Origin of the sequence: Streptomyces wuyuanensis (assembly GCF_900103455.1) — a bacterium.
Taxonomy (GTDB): Bacteria; Actinomycetota; Actinomycetes; order Streptomycetales; family Streptomycetaceae; genus Streptomyces; species Streptomyces wuyuanensis.
This window is the reverse complement of sequence record NZ_FNHI01000026.1, coordinates 95,128-113,092: the sequence shown is the minus strand read 5'-3', so window position 1 is coordinate 113,092 and position 17,965 is coordinate 95,128. Positions and strand designations below refer to the sequence as shown.

At 70.4% G+C, this 17,965-nt stretch carries 14 protein-coding genes; 9 read left to right on the top strand and 5 right to left on the bottom strand.

Annotated features, from left to right (window positions below; all coding sequences use genetic code 11):
• Nucleotides 1–432 precede the first annotated feature (432 nt).
• On the top strand, nucleotides 433–1,071 hold the full coding sequence (locus tag BLT82_RS30710) for a hypothetical protein (protein ID WP_093660743.1): 639 nt from the start codon (nucleotides 433–435) through the stop codon (nucleotides 1,069–1,071).
• 86 nt (nucleotides 1,072–1,157) lie between these two features.
• A complete protein-coding gene (locus BLT82_RS30705; protein ID WP_093660741.1) occupies nucleotides 1,158–2,048 on the top strand; it encodes a F510_1955 family glycosylhydrolase in 891 nt (296 codons plus the stop codon).
• Between the two features lie 896 nt (nucleotides 2,049–2,944).
• Here BLT82_RS30705 and BLT82_RS30700 read toward each other — a convergent pair.
• From BLT82_RS30700 to BLT82_RS30690, 3 genes are read right to left on the bottom strand one after another with little or no spacing between them, the layout of a single operon-like run.
• Nucleotides 2,945–3,898 (bottom strand): COG1361 family protein, encoded by a 954-nt coding sequence (locus tag BLT82_RS30700; RefSeq protein ID WP_143041569.1) that lies wholly within the window; start codon nucleotides 3,896–3,898, stop codon nucleotides 2,945–2,947.
• A gap of 25 nt (nucleotides 3,899–3,923) precedes the next feature.
• Nucleotides 3,924–4,466 carry a hypothetical protein gene (locus tag BLT82_RS30695; protein ID WP_093660737.1) on the bottom strand — a complete coding sequence of 181 codons (543 nt, stop codon included), beginning with the start codon at nucleotides 4,464–4,466 and terminating at the stop codon, nucleotides 3,924–3,926.
• A 49-nt stretch (nucleotides 4,467–4,515) separates the two neighbouring features.
• Nucleotides 4,516–5,046: a hypothetical protein gene (locus BLT82_RS30690; protein ID WP_143041568.1), complete on the bottom strand. Its 531-nt coding sequence runs from the start codon at nucleotides 5,044–5,046 to the stop codon at nucleotides 4,516–4,518.
• A gap of 144 nt (nucleotides 5,047–5,190) precedes the next feature.
• On the opposite strand from BLT82_RS30690, the gene BLT82_RS30685 reads away from it, so the two are divergent.
• Nucleotides 5,191–7,215 (top strand): S8 family serine peptidase, encoded by a 2,025-nt coding sequence (locus BLT82_RS30685; RefSeq protein ID WP_093660732.1) that lies wholly within the window; start codon nucleotides 5,191–5,193, stop codon nucleotides 7,213–7,215.
• Nucleotides 7,216–7,434: 219 nt separating this feature from the next.
• Here the strand turns inward: BLT82_RS30685 and BLT82_RS30680 are convergent, their stop codons facing one another.
• Nucleotides 7,435–8,526, bottom strand: a complete 1,092-nt coding sequence (locus BLT82_RS30680) for an MvdC/MvdD family ATP grasp protein (protein WP_093660730.1) — start codon at nucleotides 8,524–8,526, stop codon at nucleotides 7,435–7,437.
• A 314-nt stretch (nucleotides 8,527–8,840) separates the two neighbouring features.
• Entirely contained in the window at nucleotides 8,841–10,142 is a 1,302-nt protein-coding gene (locus BLT82_RS30675) for a preATP grasp domain-containing protein (protein ID WP_093660728.1), read from the bottom strand.
• A 703-nt stretch (nucleotides 10,143–10,845) separates the two neighbouring features.
• Between BLT82_RS30675 and BLT82_RS30670 the strand changes: the two genes are divergently transcribed.
• The 6 genes from BLT82_RS30670 to BLT82_RS30645 all read left to right on the top strand — a co-directional run bounded on the left by BLT82_RS30670 (nucleotide 10,846) and on the right by BLT82_RS30645 (nucleotide 17,938).
• The gene (locus BLT82_RS30670; RefSeq protein WP_093660726.1) at nucleotides 10,846–12,009 is read left to right on the top strand and encodes a glycine amidinotransferase; all 1,164 of its coding nucleotides are present in this window, start codon (nucleotides 10,846–10,848) and stop codon (nucleotides 12,007–12,009) included.
• The gene (gene dpgA / locus BLT82_RS30665; protein ID WP_093660724.1) at nucleotides 12,006–13,076 is read left to right on the top strand and encodes a 3,5-dihydroxyphenylacetyl-CoA synthase DpgA; all 1,071 of its coding nucleotides are present in this window, start codon (nucleotides 12,006–12,008) and stop codon (nucleotides 13,074–13,076) included. The genes BLT82_RS30670 and dpgA overlap by 4 nt, the downstream gene beginning before the upstream one ends.
• A gap of 23 nt (nucleotides 13,077–13,099) precedes the next feature.
• Nucleotides 13,100–13,915 carry an enoyl-CoA-hydratase DpgB gene (gene dpgB / locus BLT82_RS30660; RefSeq protein ID WP_244529773.1) on the top strand — a complete coding sequence of 272 codons (816 nt, stop codon included), beginning with the start codon at nucleotides 13,100–13,102 and terminating at the stop codon, nucleotides 13,913–13,915.
• An 89-nt stretch (nucleotides 13,916–14,004) separates the two neighbouring features.
• Entirely contained in the window at nucleotides 14,005–15,342 is a 1,338-nt protein-coding gene (gene dpgC, locus BLT82_RS30655) for a (3,5-dihydroxyphenyl)acetyl-CoA 1,2-dioxygenase DpgC (RefSeq protein ID WP_404205577.1), read from the top strand.
• On the top strand, nucleotides 15,339–16,667 hold the full coding sequence (locus tag BLT82_RS30650; RefSeq protein WP_093660722.1) for an aminotransferase-like domain-containing protein: 1,329 nt from the start codon (nucleotides 15,339–15,341) through the stop codon (nucleotides 16,665–16,667). The genes dpgC and BLT82_RS30650 overlap by 4 nt, the downstream gene beginning before the upstream one ends.
• 140 nt (nucleotides 16,668–16,807) lie before the next feature.
• Nucleotides 16,808–17,938 (top strand): cytochrome P450, encoded by a 1,131-nt coding sequence (locus BLT82_RS30645; RefSeq protein ID WP_244529780.1) that lies wholly within the window; start codon nucleotides 16,808–16,810, stop codon nucleotides 17,936–17,938.
• Nucleotides 17,939–17,965: the final 27 nt, after the last annotated feature.

The following is a 17,965-nucleotide window of genomic DNA, read 5'->3' as shown; positions in this document are numbered from 1 at the left end:
GCCGCAACAGGGCTCCGGCCTGTCGGCTCCCGCTCAGGCTGTGCTCGAACTGCTGCCGCCGAGCCTTCTGAGCATGGCAGGGAAAGCCACGATGCCCGGCCACACGTCAGCGCTGCCACCTCCTCGGAGTACGGCGAACTCGGTGATTCAGCGGATCTAGATGCCGGCACGCCCGCGACCGCCGCGGGGAAAGCGGGCATGAGCCACCCCCGGTGCGGTCCGACACAGCGTGACGCTCCTGCCTCTCGGGCCGTCGCGCTGCCGTTTCTCCCCTTTTGCCATGCCGCGGCGCCGTCACGTCCGCCGACCCGCCAAGGAGCTATGCCCTTGTCCTCGTCCCAGCTCATCGACAGCCCAGCCCCGACCACAAGTGCTGTCTCCGTGGGCGGGCGCGCGGCACTGCGCAGAGACCGTACACGCCGGAACCGCCGGATGTCCCTGCCCGCCCGCTACCTCGGCTACGTCGGCTACTTCGTCGGAGCCGGCCTGATCAGCGGCGCGGTAGTGCACCACCCGCTCGACCCCGACCGCTACACGCGGATGGCCGGTTACGGTGCCCTGGTAGTTCGTGGCAGCCACCCGTCCTCAATGACTTCGTCCTCACCCGCGAGCGGCCGGGTCTGCCGCGCATGCTGGTGGTTCGTCGCGGCCTCGCTCATGCTGTCGTTCGGCATCGGCATGCTCAGCGGCGGCCTCCAGCACTTCGCAGACTTCCCCGGGCGCGGTGCCGTCCTGGTCCCGCTGGGCCTGACGGTGTCCTTCGTCGCGTACGTCATCAAAGACGCGGACACACCCTGGCAGCGCATCTTCAGCCTGGTCGGGCTGACCGTGCTCATCGCCTCCGTCGTCGCCTTCGTCGGTCTGCGACACATCGCGTCTTCTGTGGGGGAGCTCGGTGAGGGGGCGGCCATAGCCACGGAACTGCCGAGGAACCGGAGCGCAGGCTGGGGCACGGGGAGGAGGTGCCGCGCAGCGCCCGGGGCGCCGGATGTCCCCACCCCCCGTAGGTCCCCGACGGAGGAGGGTGCCGGAGAATCCACCGCCGGGCACGGCGACGGCCATAGCCACTGACAGATCCGAAAGCCGCAGGGGGCCCACTCCCCTGCCGTTCGGACCCAACGACGGGTACGCTCTCACTCCCCGGCAGGACCAGGAATATGAAGAACACACCGAAGCGGCCTCTCGCCGCCACCGTCATCCTCGCACTGGGGCTCGCTGTGACTGCCTGCTCCGGCGACTCCGACAAGACCTCCGCAGCCGGCGCCGCCTCCCCGGAACCCTCCGCTGTGGTGCACGGCCACGTGCATGGGCTCGGCATCAATCCCGCCGACAGCCGGCTCTACGTCGCTTCCCACGAAGGCGTCTACACCCTGGGAGAGGACGGGACAGCCCAGCGGGTCGGCAACAGCAAGGACGACTTCATGGGCTTCACCGTGGTCAAGGCGAACACCTTCCTGGCCAGCGGACACCCCGCCCACGGCACCAGCGGCCACAGCAGCCACGGGCTGATCCAGAGCACCGATTCCGGCAAGACGTGGAAGACCCGCTCCCTCGCCGGCGAAGCCGACTTCCACTCCCTCGACTACGCCCACGGCACCATCTACGGCTACGACAGCACCAACGCACTGCTACGCGTCAGCAAGGACGGAGCCACCTGGGTGGACCGGGCCGGCCTTCAGGCCCTGGACATCGCCGTCAGTCCCGAGGACTCGGACACCGTGCTCGCCACCACCGCCGATGGCGTCGCCAAGAGCACCGACGGCGGACGTACCTTCGCCGCGGGGAAGCGGCCCATGATGGCTTTCCTGTCGTGGGTGACGCCCGAGGCGCTGTACGGGATGGACGACTCGGGCGGGCTCAGCCGCAGCACGGATGGCGGCTCCACATGGAGCAAGGCGGGCTCGGTGCCGGGCGGTCAGGCTCAGGCACTCACCGCGGTCGACGCCCGGCACATCCTGGCCGCCACGCAGACCGGCGTCTACGAGTCACGGGACGGCGGCAAGACCTTCACCAAGCGGTTCGCGGTCGAGGCAGGAGACGGCCACTGATCATCATGCACTGCTGAACGGCACACGGCGTCAAGCGAAGGTCGTGTCCGTGCCGCCCGCCGCCTTCTCGATGGAAGCCGCGACGCAGCAGGCATGAGGGGCGTCATGAACGAAGAGGCCGACGGCCACAGACAGCGCCCGCAATGGCAGCCCGGCTGCTGGCGGTGTGTGCGCTGCTCGCCGGACTGCCGAACGGCCCAAGGCCGGCGACTGGCGGCTCTTCCTGCAGACCGCCGGCACGCTCCACGTCGCAGCCATCACCATGAATGTCGGCTGATCCACGCCGGGGGCAGGATGCATGCGTGCTCCCGTCCTCGACGTGGCCTTTCAAGGACTACGCAAGGCAAGGAGTCGAGCATCGAGCGCGCGGCTCGACGAGCGGGCGCCGCCATGGCGCTCGCTCGTCGGCCATCCGCCCGCTGCTTACGCGGCCTGACGGTCCCGCAGGCTCCGTGCACGCAGACGACGGCGGGCGTGACGGGTCATCCTGCGGGTCTTGAACACCCCTACAGCCCGGCTGCGGTGAGCAAAGGGACCACAGCCGCGGCGCGTTCGCGATCACCTGGATGCGCCTGCCCACCATCTCGCCGCCGGCCATAGCGGTCCGCCCCGCCCCACCTCTCAGGTTCCAGTTTTGCTGGCTAACTGACGGCCTTCTCGACATCTCCGGCAAGTCCACCATGCCCCCTATCGGCGTATGAGATCAGCGGCGGTAAGGAAGCCGCGCAGCGCGTGATGGACGGGCCATCCCGCCGCGATGGCCACTGGCGACCGAGTACACGGACCGCAGACGGCTCGACGGACGGCCTCGGGCATGTTGTTGCTGGTCATCGATGCATCTTCCATGATCGGGAGTTACACCGAACGATTTACAGTCCCGTCGGGTGCGGCCGAGGTCAGCGGTTGCGGTTGCGGCGGTATCCGTACGCGGCGAGCAGCGCTGTTGCGACAACCGAAACGAGACCGCCGATCGTGAGCGTGGACATCGCGGTGTCTCCGCCCCGCTGGGTGGCCGGCTTCCTGCCGAGGGTGATGCGACGGCTGGTCTCTCGTTCGACGAGTCCACTGGCGAGGGTCAGTCGTGCGGTCCACGCACCGTCCGGCAGCCGCCGGTCGAGTGTGGCCTTCGCCAGCGTCGAGTGGCCCGGGCCGATGGTGCCTGCCCTGACGTTGAACGGACCGGCGGACAGCCCGCCCGGTCCGTTCGACAGGGCGAGCTTGCCTGTGAGGTCGAGGGCCCGCCCGCCGGTGTTCTTCACTCGGGCCGTGACCACGGGGACGCCGTCCGCGGTACGGGCGCCGGTCAGGTCGTCGATGCGGAAGTCTGATCGCGGTTCCCCGTCGGGCCCGATGGACACGTAGAGGCGCACTCCGGCGCGGGCCACGTTGCGGACCTGCTTCGAGGGATCGTGCTCGGGACTGATCTCCGCCCAGAGAACACCGTAGTGTTCGCCGCGGGTCGCATCGTCCGCCACGGTGATCTCGGTCCACACCTTCGCGGTCTCGTCGGGCTCGAGGACGAGTTCGCTGTCCTCGATCGTCACCCACCTGGTGAGCTCGTTGCCGGCACGGCCGGGGGCGAAGGCGAAGCCATGTTTGCCCACGGCGGCGGCCGCGGGGTAGAGCTGTACGCGGTGTCGCTTGCCCGAGAGATTGGTCACGGCGATCCGCCTGCGAATCTTCTCGCCCGGTCCGACGTGATCGATGATGTACCGGTGGGCTCGCTCGTCGTCGCGGCGGCTGACGGGCGCGTCGACGAGGCGGATGCCGATGCTCAGGTCGTCGGAGGCTCGCTGCGGCGCCTGCGCGGCTGCGGGCGCGACCGATGCGAATGCGACGAGTAGGGACACCGACAGGAGCATTCTGCCTACGGGGTCACGCCACAGAATGGGTCACCGTACCGTGGTAGAGCCCGCCGACGGCGTCCTGCGGGATGGTGATTTCCAGGGTGGGGTTCCAGCTCGCGCTGTTGTTCCCGCTGCCTGAGGTCTTGGAGAACGCGGTGCGTGGCTGGTTCAGGCTGACCCGGTCGCCACGCGTGGGTTGGCCGGGCACGAAGGTGCCCGTGCCGGTGGTGGCGGTCGCCTGACCGGACCAGTACGTCACCAGGTTCGGCAGGATCACCTCGGTGGCGTCGTCCGTTCCGGTGTCGAACTGCGTCGAGACCACCGACGCCGTCCACGTGGCGCTGGCCGCGGCCCGCTGGTCCAGTACCGTCACGGTGCCCATCTGACCGCTGATCGTCTGCCCCGGGAACGCGGACCCCAGGTTGTCCGAGGCGGGCACCTCGATCGTGAGGTTCGACGTGGACACGGTGAACGTTACGGTCGTGTCTCCCGACGGCTGGGCGGCCGCGGGCAGCGAGGGCACGCTCGCCAAGGCGAGGGCGACACAAGGAATCAAGAGTCTTCTGCGCACAGAGCCACCATAGGTCGGTACGTGGAGAAGAGTCGGTATTTGCCACTGACTATGCCACCGAGTGGGTGATTGTTCCGGTATAGGCGCCGCCCACGGCGGTCGTCGGCACCGCGACGATCAGCGTCGGCCGCCAGGCGGTGGTGTTGTTCCCATTGCCCGAGGTCTTGGAGAACGCCGTCCGCGGGCCGCCGAGACTCTGCGCCTGAGCGCTGGTGGCCTGGCCCGGCACCCGGGTGCCGGAGCCGGCGGTCGTGGTGGCCTGACCCGACCAGTACGAGAACCGGCTCCTGGGGATCTGCCGGGCGGGGCCGCCGCCCGGCGTGGTGAAGTCGGTCGCCGCCACCGTCGCGGTCCAGACCGTGTTCTGGCCGCCACGCTTGTCCGACACCCGGACTTCACCGAGCTGACGGCTGATCGATGAACCGGGGAAGGTCGAGCCGAGATTCACCGCGGCCGGCACGGTGATCGTCAGCAGGTGGGGCTGTCGCGCGATCCGCGTCACGTCCTGGTTCGTCACCGGCGCCGCTGCCCCGGGCAACACCGCCGCCACGACTCCCACAAGGGTCCACAGCATTTGCACGCCGCGACTATAGGGCCAACTGCGGGAGGTTTTGAGCCGCCATCACCCATTCAGGGGGTTTCTGGCCGCCCGTGACCGGTTAGCGTTCCTCGATCGGTTTCGCCCGTCCGCACCCACGCGGTGGATTTCCGTCCAGGAGCCCCCATGCGTAACCCCGCACGCACAGCGGTTTACACCGTCCTCGCCCTGGCCCTGGCGGCATCCGCCAGCCCCGCCCTGTCCGTCTCGGCGCACCCCGACCGCGCGGAACCCACCCGGCTCGCCGCCGCCCACGACCACCTGGATCGGCAGCCCACGCACGTCCGGCTACGCACCCGCAGCTTCGATCCGATCACGCCGGAGGGGGAGCGGAGCCGGCCACGGGGCAACCTGCGGACGAAGAACGGCCGCACGTACCTGGTCCAGTTCACGACCACGCCGCGCGACAGCCATCGCGCCGAACTGGCCTCCCTCGGTGCCCGGATCGGCGCCTACATTCCCGACGCGACGTACGTGGTGCGCATGGACAAGGGGGCCCGAGGGCGGGTCGCCGCGCTGCCGTACGTGCGATGGGTCGGACCGTACGACGCCGGCGACAAACTCGAAGGCGGGGCCCTGCAGCAGAGCACCCGCCGTTATGTCGTCACTCTCGTGGAGCCGGGCGCCGCCGACCAGCGGGCGGTGGCCGAGCGGATCACCGCGATCGGCGGGAGAGTGCACGTCTCATCGGCGAGCCTGCGACTGATCGAGGCAACCCTGAAGCCGGCGCAGGCGCTTGCCGTGGCGCACCTGGACGCGGTGCTCGCGCTCGACGTCTGGACGCAACCCGAAGTCGACATGGACAACGCCCGCGTCGCGGGCGGCGCCAACGCGGTCGAGACGGCGTTCGGATACGTCGGCCAAGGCGTCCGCGGTGAGGTGATGGACACCGGACTGCGCACCACGCACCAGGAGTTCGCGGCATTCCCGCCGATCCTGCATACCGCCAACACCACCAGCACCAGCCACGGCACCTCGACATACGGGCAGGTCTTCGCCTCGGGAGTGAACGCCACCGCCCGCGGCCTGCTCCCGCAGGCACAGCCGATCTTCGCCGCCCACAGCCTGGTGTCCGACCGGTGGGCGCACACCGCGCAACTCGTCGACCCGGCGGGCCCGTACCGGGCGGTGTTCCAGTCCAACAGCTGGGGCAGCGCGCTGACGTTCGGCTACAACGCAACATCGGCGGCGATGGACGACATCGTCTTCGACCACGACATCGTGATCTGCCAGTCCCAGGGCAACACCGGCAACCGCTCCGCCCGGCCACAGGCGTGGGCGAAGAACGTGGTGTCCGTCGGTGGCACCTACCACTACGACACCGTCTCCCGCACCGATGACGCGTGGAACGGCGGTGCGAGCATCGGCCCGGCCGCGGACGGGCGAATCAAGCCCGACCTGTCGAACTACTACGACGCGGTCCACACCACCGCGAGCGGTGGCGACGCCGCCTACACCGGCACGTTCAGCGGCACCAGCGCCTCCACCCCGATCACCTGCGGCTACGCCGGCCTCATCTTCCAGATGTGGGCGGACGGGGTCTTCGACGGCGGCCCCGGTCTGGACCGCGACATCTTCGCGTCCCGGCCCCACGCCGCCACCGCGAAGGCGCTGCTGATCAACTCGGCCGACCAGTACGCCTTCACGGGCGCGTCCCACGACCTGGCCCGCATGAAGCAGGGCTGGGGAACGGCCGGCGTCGGCAACCTGTACCAGCAGGCACAGGACAACGACTGGCGGCTGCCGATCCTGGTCGACGAGACGGACGTGCTCACGGCGGGCCAGACCGCGACGTACACACTGACCACCGACGGCAGCCGGCCGCTGAAGGCGACTATGGTCTACACGGACCCAATGGGCTCGCCGTCGGCGGCCCAGGCGCGTGTCAACGACCTGACCCTGAAGCTCACCGCCCCGGACGGCACCGTGTACTGGGGGAACAACGGACTCGCGGCAGACAACTGGTCATCGCCCGGTGGCTCGGCGAACACGATCGACACCGTCGAGAACGTGTTCGTCCAAACCCCCGCCGCCGGCACCTGGACGATCGAGGTCGTCGCCAGCGAGGTCAATGCTGACGGACACGTCGAGACCCCGGCGGTCGACGCCGACTTCGCACTGGTCACCACCGGAAAGGTCACCGGCCCGTAGTTCCCCCTTCTCGTACGGCCGTCCCTGAGGCACCTGTGTCGGAGCCCTGTTGACGCGGAGATCCGGGATCTGGTGGGCCGCGCTGAAACATCACACCGTCCGGGAAGGCCGATGGTCGGCGAAAGGTGTGTCCAGCCGTACGGACCCGACGCCGCGTCGAAGCGGTGCCGGGCTCGTGGCGGCATGGCGCCACGAGACGTGCGGGCGGTACGGGAGGGCTCAGCCCCTGAAGTCCCGTTCGGCTGTGGGGGAGAGCGCCGGGTGGGTGGTGAAGTGGTGGAGGGCAGCCTCGCTGACGCGGGAGTCGGAGGCGCCGCGTTCGAACCAGGCCCAGTCGCCGTTGGCGTTGCATTCGAGGAACACCGGGGTGCCGTCGGGTGTGATGAGGAAGTCGAAGCCCGAGAAGGCGTAGCCGGTGCGCCGGAGCAGGGTTTCGATGTGCCGTGCGAGGGGTGCGGGTACGTCGGCTGCGGTCACCGACACGGCTTCCGGATCGGCCCACACGTCCCTGGGGTCGTGCTTGCGGATCTCGTAGGCGAAGAGGCGCGCACCCACGTTGAAGACGCGCAGTTCGTGGGAGTGGGGCAGGTAGCGCTGGAAGAGCAGGGGGACCGGTTCCGGAGCGGTGCCGGGAGCGGTTACCCGTCGGGGGAAGACACCGGTCACCCGTGCCGGTTCGGGCTGGACGAAGTGGTCGCCGATCACCTTGGCGATCAGGTCCGTCGGGGGACAGCCCAGCGCGTCCGCGGCTTCCTCCGCGCTGCTGGCGAGGACCGTCGCGGGCACGGGAATGCCGGCCGTGGCGGCCTGGCGCAGTTGGGCGAGACGGCTCGCGCGCCGGGAGACAGGTGGGTTGACGTGCGTGGTGGGCCATTCCCGCACCACCTCCAGCACGGAGGCCCACTGGTCGCGGACGTAGCGGCCGATCAGGGGTGGGCCGTCGGCCACCACGGCGTTGGGGACGAAGTGCCTGATCCACAGGAGGGCCGGCCGGACGAGCAGGCCGTCGATACGCATGGTGCCCGAGTCGGCGTTGAGGACGAGGCGGCGGTCCGCGCAGTCGTCGGCGTCGAGCCGGTACAACGGGAAGCCCTGAAGGCCGAGTTCGAGGGAGAGTCGGTCGACTTCAGCGTCGTGGGCCGAGGTGAGGACGACGAGGGCCGGCTCGGGAACATGGGCCGGCAAGGTCCGCAGCCGTGCGCGGAAACGACGTTGGTAGTCGACGCTGGACTGCCGGAACGTGTCCTCGAAGCGCTTGCCCTGGAGGAGGAAGGGAGCGGCGGGGGTGCCTGTGTTCCGGGCCGTGGGCATCGATGGCTCTCCGTGGTGCGGCGGGGCGGCGGACGGATGGTGGTGGTGAGCCCGCCGTGGCGGGCTGCGCGGTGACGCAGCCCGCCACGCACGGTCCGGCCGTCGGCCGGACGTACCGGTCCTCGATCAGGCCCGGCGTGGGTCCGTGTTTACTCGGACTCGCTCTTGTTCAGGCGCGTGCGCGACGCCTCGTACTGGCGCATGAAGTCCTCGAACTCCTTCTGCATGGTGTTCACTCCCTTCGGTGTGCGTCGGTATGGTGGTCCGGCCCGCGGGCGGGTTGATCCGCCGACGGGCAGGTCTATGGCGGCGAATCAGGGCCTCGGATCCTGCTTGAGCCGCTCCTTGAGCCGCTCCGCCGCTTCGACGTTCTCCGCGATCAGGCAGTAGGGGACGACGCCGGGGTTGTCTCGCCAGGAGTTCAGCAGTACGACTCCGGTGCGCGTGGCGGGGTCGTACGCGATGCCCTCGCTCTCCAGGTGTCGCAGGGCCTCGGCGAACGAGGGCACGTGCCAGGAGACGTACTCGGCGAGCAAGCGGTCGCGGGCGTAGTCCGCTCCGGCCAGACGCTTGCCGAGATGGTAGACATGGGTCGAGCCGGTCACCAGGCCGTTGTACTCGGTGAAGAAAACCTCAGGGGTGCCAGCGCCTTCGACGATGATGGCGTCGGCGCTCAGGACGCCTCGGTAGCCCATCGCCCGGAGGACCTCGCACAGCTTGCGCCCGCCCACCATCAGGGCCCGTTCCTGTTCGGCCGTCAGGTCCGGGGCGGGAAGGTAGGAATGGTCGGCGACCGGTTCGGCCACCATCTCGCCCTGGCCGCCGAGCTCGATCTCCTCGTCGCCGACCCAGAACTCGGCGAAGACGCCCCGGCTGCCCGGGTGGTATTCCTCGACGATGACCCGGTGACGACGGCCCTCGGTGAGCCAGTCCCAGCGCTCGTTGAGGTAGACGCGGACCGCGTCATGGGCGTCGCCGAGGAGGACCGTGCGGCCCGCGCCGTTGACCCGCAGGTCCTTGGTGAGGGTCAGGACCTCGTTGCCGTTGCCCGCCGCCAGGAACTCCTTCTTCAGGATCACCGGCCGGTTGTCCGCGAGGAGCCGTGTGATCAGGCGGTACGCGCCCTCGGGGTTGGCGCAGACGCCGCCGTCGGGCAGCGGCAGGCCGCTGCCGGCGGCGAGCGAGCGGAAGACGGCCTTGCTGTCGGCGATCAGGGCGCCACCCTGGTCGAGGAAGCCGTGGCCGGGTACCGCGGACTCCGCTCCCAGGGACCTGGCGAGTTCGACCACCGCCTCGTTGGGACAGAGCGCGAAGACCTCGTCCACGGGCCGCCCGGCCAGGGCCTGTCGCGTCAGGTGGGTCAGTTCGGGGTCGAGCAGCCACTGCCCGGGCCGGTTGCCGGCGGCGGGGATGACAACAGTGAGGCTCGCGCGATCTGTGCTGGTCAGCTCGGTGACGTAGGAGAGAAACGACTCGTCCGGGGCCTCGGGGAGCACCAGGACGTCACCGTCGCGGACGAACCAGAGCAGGCGCTGGGCCCACCAGCCCATGGCGGCCTTGCCCCACGTTCCCACCAGGTCGTTACTCGGTCGGTTGCCGATCAGGAGCCGGGGCATGTCTGTTGTCCACCTCGTCGTCCGTGTGAGGGAAGGGGGGAGGGCCTAGCGGAGCCCGGCGGGGCGTGTGCGAACGTACATGTGCACACGGATGACGGCTCCGGTGTGGTGAGGCGCCCCGTCGTGGCCGGCGGCCATGACGGGGCGGCACGCACCGGGCGGGAACGGGCTCGCGGCGCCGGGGTGAAGGGCTTCCGGTGTGGGTGTGTGCCTGCTGCCGGGGGGTGGGGATGGTCGGGTCTGGTCGGTAACTCCGGGGCAAATCAGCGCCTTCGGTTCCCGTGGGAACGGCGCCGGTGTCGTCCTGCGGGTCGGGGCCTCGCCGGATTCGATGAAAGCACGCCGGGCGGAACCACAGCCACGCTTGTGGTCCACGTCACATCCATCTCGATGGCGACTGCACGGATTCAGACACATCCTGCGCGCGCTGTGTTGCCCGAGCGAAGCCTTCCGGCGTATGCGCGCACGGCGTTCGCCCGCCATTTGTGATCAGGCATATTCCTGCGACACACCGGCATCGCGACCCGCTCGCGCCGCACTGCGGACCCCCGCGCGGGACAAGACCGAAAAGCGGTCACCACGGCGAAAGCCCCTTGCCCTTGATCGCACAGGCGCTGAGGCTGGGAAACGCGACGGCCCGTCCGGGTCCGATCGGGGCCGAGTGGAGCGTTGGCATACCCCTGGTGATCGATGGAGCGCGACGATGATGCTGAACAGCTTCGACGAATGGTCCACCCTGAAGGAGGCGGTCGTCGGATCGGCGGCCAACTACGCCTCGCACGAACGCGAGTTGTCCTTCGATCTCTTCTTCCACGACAACATCGCCGGCGACAACGCGAGCCGGTCCGAGTGGTACTACCCCCGGCTCGCAGTGGGCGGCGGACCGGCCGACGGAGGGGAGCGGCGTGGCCGGGTGCCCATCAAGCAGCGGTACGTGGACGAGCTCGTCGAGGATCTCGAAGGCATCGTCGCGGCGCTGACCGAGCTATCGGTCACGGTGCACCGGCCGATGGACCTCGACGCCGGCACCAGCGAGGTGCGCACCCCCGCCTGGTCCGCCTCCGTGGTCCCCCCGTTGAACATCCGCGACAACACGCTGATCCTGGGCGACGAGATCATCGAGACCCCACCCATGATTCGCTCCCGCTACTTCGAGACGCAGCTCTTGACGCGGGTCTTCCAGCGGTACTTCGAAAGGGGCGCCCGCTGGACCGTGATGCCCCGCCCCCTGATGACCGACGCGTCCTTCGACCTCACCTATGCCCGCGAGAGCACGGTCGGCGGCCCCACCGAACCCATCGGGACACCGGTCCCGTCCCCCTACGACGTGGGCATCGAGATGATGTTCGACGGGGCTCAGGTGCTGCGGCTCGGCCGTGACCTGGTGGTCAACATCTCCACCGCCCACCACGCCCTGGCCTGCGACTGGCTGGAGCGACACCTGGGGGACCGGTTCCGCGTCCACCGGGTGCACCGACTCAGCGACAGCCACATCGACAGCATGGTCCTGGCACTGCGACCGGGCACGCTGCTGGTGCGCTCGGAGGCCGTCGCCGGCAAGCTGCCGGAAGTGCTGCGCAGCTGGGACCGGATCGTCGCACCCACCCCCGAGAGCAACAACTTCCCTCACTACGAGGACGAGGACCTGGTCCTGACCAGCCCGTTCATCGACCTCAACGTGCTGTCCGTCAGCCCCGACACCGTCCTGGTCAACGAAGCCTGCCCGGAGCTGATGCGGACCCTGGAGAAGCACGCGTTCACGGTCGTCCCGGTGCGGCACCGGCACCGGCGGCTGTTCGGAGGAGGCTTCCACTGCTTCACCCTCGACACCGTGCGCGAGGGCGGCCCGGAGGACTACCTCGCATGACCCCGCCCAGCGTCGGGTCCCGGCTCGTCGGGATCGGCACCGCCGTCCCCGACACCACCTACACCCAGCGCGAACTGCTCGGCCTGCTGGCCGTCACCGATTCCCGCATCCGCTCGGTCTTCCTGAACAGCGCCATCGAGCAGCGCGGTCTGACGCTGCCCGAACCCGCCGCCGACGGCTTCCCGATCGTGGAGTCCCAGGGCCAACTGCTGCGCAAACACACCGAAAAGGGCCTGGAGCTGGGCCGCGGGGCCATCGAGGGCTGCTTGAAGGACGCAGGCGCCCAGCTGTCCGACGTCCGCTACCTGTGCTGCGTCACGTCCACGGGCTTCCTCACACCCGGTTTCTCGGCCCTGCTCATCAAGTCCCTCGGCATCGACGTGACCTGCTCGCGGCTCGATGTCGTCGGCATGGGCTGCAACGCCGGCCTCAACGCGCTGAACGCGGTCGACGGCTGGGCCCGGGCCCACCCCGGTGAACTGGCCCTGCTGGTATGCGTGGAGGTGTGTTCGGCGGCGTACGTCTTCGACGGCACCATGCGCACCTCGGTCGTGAACAGCCTGTTCGGCGACGGGGCCGCTGCCGTGGCCGTCACCACGGCCGGCGTGGGCGAAGGGGTCCCGTGCGCCCCGACCCTGCTCCGCTTCTCCAGCCGCATCATCCCCGAGGCGTCCGAAGCGATGCGCTACGACTGGGACGACCGGCAGGGCAAGTTCAGCTTCTGGCTGGACCCGCAGATCCCCTATGTCGTCGGCGCGCACGCGGCGGGCGCCCTGGAACGGCTGCTGCACGGCACCGGTCTGCTCCCCTCGGACATCGCCCACTGGATCGTGCACTCCGGGGGCAAAAAGGTGGTGGACTCCGTCCGGGTCAACCTCGGCCTGACCCGGCACGACGTACGGCACACCACGGGCGTGCTGCGCGATCACGGCAACCTGTCGAGCGGCTCCTTCCTCTTCTCCTACCAACGGCTCGCGGCCGAAGGCAGAGTCCGGCGGGGGGACGTGGGGGTCCTGATGACGATGGGCCCGGGCTCAACGATCGAAATGGCGTTGACGCGGTGGTGAACCCCGCCGCAGGTCGACTTGGTGTGACGACGAAGGGAACTGTGGTGCGGACCCACGACGAGCCGTCGACGCCTGCGGAAGGCGGGCCGGCGGAGCACGGCACACCGACGAACGGATCGAGGACGGCGCCGTCCGGCGCGCCGGACGGGCTGGGCATCACGCTCAGCCTCGACGCCGGCCGGCCGCTGCCCGAGCTGACCGCCGCCGTCACCGGAGCCTGCGACCGGGCCGAGGAGCAGGCGGATCGTACGGTGGTGATCGTACGGCTGCCGGACGTGCCGGCCGCGGCCCGGTCCTGGCCGGGGGGGCCGGAACCCGTGGACATCCAACAGATCAACCGCTGGGAACGGGCCGTACGCAGGATGGAGCGCCTGCCCGCGCTGAGCATCGCGGTCGCCATCGGCGCCTGCGGCGGTCCCGCCCTCGACCTGCTGCTGGTCACCGACTACCGCATCGGCGCCCCTGACTTCAGGCTGCTCGTCCCCGTGAACGACGGACACTTCTGGCCGGGTATGGCCGTCCACCGGCTCTCCCAGCAACTCGGGGCGGCCCGCGCCCGGCAGATCGTGCTGTGGGGCGACGACATCGACGCGTCCCGTGCCCACGAACTGGGCCTGATCGACCGGATCGAGACCGAAACCGACGACGCCGTGCACACGGCGTCCGTCCTGATGGGCCGGATCTCCGACCGAGAGCTCGCCATCCGGCGGCAGCTGCTGCTGGAGGCGCAGACCCTGGAGTACGACGACGCGGTCGGCGCCCACCTGGCCGCCTGCGACCGGGAACTACGCCGACTGACCGCACCAGGAGCCGGCCGGGAAGCAGGGGGGACCAGGTGAGCGAGCAGACGAGGGACCGGGCCGGAACCCCGGACGGCCGCACGAAGGACCCGGGCGGCCCGGCCCCGCTGCCCGACGCCCCCGCCCCGCTGCCCGACGCCCCCGCCCCCGTCGGAGACCTGGCCGCCGACACCGAAACCCTCGCCCGCCACACCGCCGAAGGCGAACGGCTCCTCGCACTCCTGCCTCCCCGCCCCGAGCGCACCGACTTCGAGTCCCGCCGCGCGACCGCACTTCATGACGCCTGCCGGGCGGCCCGGCAAGCCTTCCTCGCCCTGCACGCCGACGCGGTCTACGACGCCCTCACCGCCGGCCGCACCCTGCGGCCCCGCTTGGACGAACTGGCCGCGGCGGCCTCCCTGCGCTTTCCCGGACTGGTACCGGACGCGGCCCAACTCGCCGAGGAACGCGACCGCGTCCAGGCCCACAAGGAAGGCCGCGACATCGACCAGGGCCTCTTCTTCGGGGCCCTGCTGCGCTCCCCGGTCGCCGGCACCCACCTCATCGAGACCATGCTGCTCCCCGCCCCCGGCTCGGCCGCGCACCTGACGGAGTTCCGCCGCTCGGACCGGCTGGAACTGCCGTCGGTGCTCGTGGAGCGCCGGGGCGAGGCGGCCCACGTCACCTTCCGCAACGCCCACTGTCTCAACGCCGAGGACAACCGGCTCATCACCGATCTGGAGACTGCGGTCGACGTGGTCCTCCTCGACGACCGGGTACGCGTCGGGGTCCTGCGCGGTGGTCCGGTGACGCATGCCCGGCATGCCGGGAAGCGGGTCTTCAGCGCCGGGATCAACCTCAAGGAACTCCGTTCGGGCGCGATCTCCTTCGTCGGCTTCCTCCTCGGCCGGGAGCTCGGCTACATCAACAAGATGAACCGCGGCCTGCTCCGCGAGAACAGCCCCTTCGGTGCCGTCTCCAAGCCCTGGGTGGGGGTCGTCGACGCGTTCGCCATCGGCGGCGGGATGCAACTGCTCCTCGTCCTCGACCGTGTCATCGCCGAGGAGGGCGCCTTCCTCAGCCTGCCCGCCGCGGACGAGGGCATCGTCCCCGGCCTCGGCAACCTGCGGCTCACCCGGCACACCGGAGCCCGGACGGCTCGGCAGATCATCCTCTCGGGCCGCCGCATCCACACCGCCGACCCCGCGGCGGACCTGCTGATCGACGAGGTCGTGCCGGCCGCCGCACTCGACGAGGCCGCGGAGCAGGCCGTACGTGACCTGGCCGGCCCGGCCGTGGCCGCCAACCGGGCCATGCTGACCCTCGCCGAGGAGCCCCTGGACCTCCTGCGCGCCTACCTGGCGGAGTTCGCCGTCGTCCAGGCCCACCGCATCCACAGCCCCGACGTGCTGGCCAAGGCCGAGCGCCACTGGGCCCGCTCACGGGCCGGCACCGAGGCAGCCACCACCGGACGGGCCGCCACATGACCGCCCTCGCCCACGAAGCCCTGCACGCCTCGCTACAGGACCCGGTGCTGGAGTCCATCGGCTTCCTCAACGAGATCATGAGCCGCCACCGGGACGCCATCTCCTTCGCTCCGGGCGCCCCCCACCCCGACCCCTACACGGAACTGGACCCCGGCCGCTACCTGGACCGCTTCGTCGCGCACGCGGCGGCCGAAGCGGGCTGCACCCCCGCACAGGCGGCCCGGCTGCTCTACGAGTACGGGCCGGCCCGGGGCCTCGTCAACGGCATCGTGGCCGGGGCACTGCGCCGCGACCAGGGCATCGACGCGGACCCGGACAGCCTGGTGATCACCGTCGGTGCCCAGGAGGCGATGCTCCTGACACTGCGGGCCCTCACCGCTTCCCCGGACGACCTACTGGCCGTCGCAGACCCCTGCTTCGTGGGTATCACCAGCGCCGCCAGCCTGCTCGGCACCGAAGTCGTGCCCGTTCCCGAGGACGCTGACGGCCTCGACCTCGACGCGCTGGCCGAGGCGTGCCGAGCGACCCGCGAGGCCGGACGTCACATCCGCGCCTGCTACGTCGCCCCCGACTACGCCAACCCCAGCGGCTCCCGAATGGAGCCCGAACGCCGTCTGTGCCTGCTGGAGCTGGCCGAGGAGGAGGACTTCCTGATCCTGGAGGACAACGCGTACGGGTTCACGGCCGCCCCCGGCTCCGAACTCCCCGCCCTCAAGGCCTTGGACGCCACCGGACGAGTGATCCACATCGGCACCTTCGCCAAGGTGTGCTTCCCCGGAGCCCGCGTCGGCTACGTCATCGCCGACCAGACCGTCGTCACCGCCGCGGGCCCGGTTCCCCTCGCATCCGAACTGGCGCGGCTGAAGACCGCCGTCACGGTCAACACCTCCCCGGTGTGCCAGGCGCTGATCGCCGGCATGCTGCTGGAGCACGGCGGCTCGCTCGCGGAACTCGGCCGGACCCGGTCCGCGCTGTACCGGCGCAACCTCGCCCACCTGCTCCGGGCCCTGGAGCGCGAGCGCGCAGACGGGCTGCCGGACGGGATCGAGTGGAACCGCCCCGTCGGAGGCTTCTTCGTCCGGATGCGACTGCCGGTCCGCGTGGACGCGGCGCTGCTGGAGGTCTCGGCGGCCGAGTACGGGGTGCTGTGGACGCCGATGGCCCCCTTCCACCCGGGCGGCGGGGGCACCCACAGCCTGCGCTTGTCGTGCAGCTACCTGGACCCCGAGCGGATCGACCAAGGGGTGCGGCGGCTCGGCGCCTTCCTGCGGGCGCATCCCGGACCGGGGGCGGCCGGTCCGTCCGCGGAAGGAATCCTGCGGTGAGCGGCGAGAGCGTACACGCGTCCCGCGACATACCGGGAACCTGCGACAGCCCCGTCCCCGCCCTCCCCTCCTCCCACGGGGACGTCCCGGCCCATCCGACCGACCGTGACCGCCGCTGCCCCTTCGACCCGCCGCCCGAACTGACGGCCTTGCGCGAGAAGACACCGCTCAGCCGCCTGCGCTACCCCGACGGGCACATCGGCTGGCTGGTCACGGGCCACGAGCCGGCCCGCAAAGTCCTCGCGGACCCCCGGTTCAGCGCACGCTCGGAGCTGAAACGGGTGCCGGTGCTCCGGCCGGGTACGGACCCCTTCTACGGCAGTCCCGCCCTGCCGGGCTGGCTGGTCGACATGGACGCACCCGACCACACCCGGCTGCGGCGGCGTCTGATGAGCTGGTTCACCGCCCGCCGGACGCGCGCGCTGACACCCCGCATCGGCCGGATCGTCGACGACCGGCTGGACGAGATGGCGGCCCTCGGCGGGCAGGCCGACCTGGTCGAGCATTTCGCGCTGCCCGTTCCCTCGCTGGTGATCTGCGAACTCCTGGGCGTTCCCTACACCGAACGCGCCGACTTCCAACGCAACAGCGCCACCCTGTTCAAACTCGACGTCACCGCGGAACAGGCAGCCACGGCGATGGCCGAGCTGAACGCCTTTCTCACCGAATTGGCCCTGCACCGCGGCCGAAGCCCCGGTGACGACCTGCTGAGCGCGCTGGCCGCTGACGGCGAACTGTCGACGGCGGAGATCGCCGGGGCGGGAGCCCTGCTGCTGTCGGCGGGGCACGAGACGACGGCCGGTTCCCTGGGACTCGGTACGTTCGCGCTGATGTCCCATCCCGACCAGCTCGCCCGCCTGACGGCCGCCCCGTCTCTCGCCGCGAACGCGGTGGAGGAGCTGCTCCGGTACCTGACCATCTTTCACTTCGGGCTCCCGCGCACTCCTCTGGAAGACCTCACGCTCCTCGGTCACACCCTGCGCGCGGGGGAGTCCGTCACCGTTTCGCTGTCCGCCGCGAACCGCGATCCCGCCCACTTCGAGGACCCCGACCGGCTCGACATCACCCGCTCCGCGGCCGGCCACCTGGCCTTCGGCCACGGAGCGCACCAGTGCATCGGCCAGCACCTGGCCCGGACCGAGATGCGGATCGCCTTCCCGGCCCTTTTCGCCCGCTTCCCCGGGCTGAAGCTTGCTGTGCCGTCGTCGGAGGTGCCGCTCGGTGAGGACATGGGCTTCTACGGAGTGCACGCCCTGCCGGTTCGCTGGTGAGCGGCGCCGGTCGACGACCGGCGCCGC

Excerpts from the sequence above, each read along its gene's own strand:
- BLT82_RS30710 (WP_093660743.1), top strand. The coding sequence starts at position 433 with ATGTCCCTGCCCGCCCGCTACCTCGGCTACGTCGGCTACTTCGTCGGA.
- BLT82_RS30705 (WP_093660741.1), top strand. The coding sequence starts at position 1,158 with ATGAAGAACACACCGAAGCGGCCTCTCGCCGCCACCGTCATCCTCGCA.
- BLT82_RS30685 (WP_093660732.1), top strand. The coding sequence starts at position 5,191 with ATGCGTAACCCCGCACGCACAGCGGTTTACACCGTCCTCGCCCTGGCC.
- BLT82_RS30680 (WP_093660730.1), bottom strand. The coding sequence starts at position 8,526 with ATGCCCACGGCCCGGAACACAGGCACCCCCGCCGCTCCCTTCCTCCTC.
- BLT82_RS30675 (WP_093660728.1), bottom strand. The coding sequence starts at position 10,142 with ATGCCCCGGCTCCTGATCGGCAACCGACCGAGTAACGACCTGGTGGGA.
- BLT82_RS30670 (WP_093660726.1), top strand. The coding sequence starts at position 10,846 with ATGATGCTGAACAGCTTCGACGAATGGTCCACCCTGAAGGAGGCGGTC.
- dpgA (WP_093660724.1), top strand. The coding sequence starts at position 12,006 with ATGACCCCGCCCAGCGTCGGGTCCCGGCTCGTCGGGATCGGCACCGCC.
- BLT82_RS30650 (WP_093660722.1), top strand. The coding sequence starts at position 15,339 with ATGACCGCCCTCGCCCACGAAGCCCTGCACGCCTCGCTACAGGACCCG.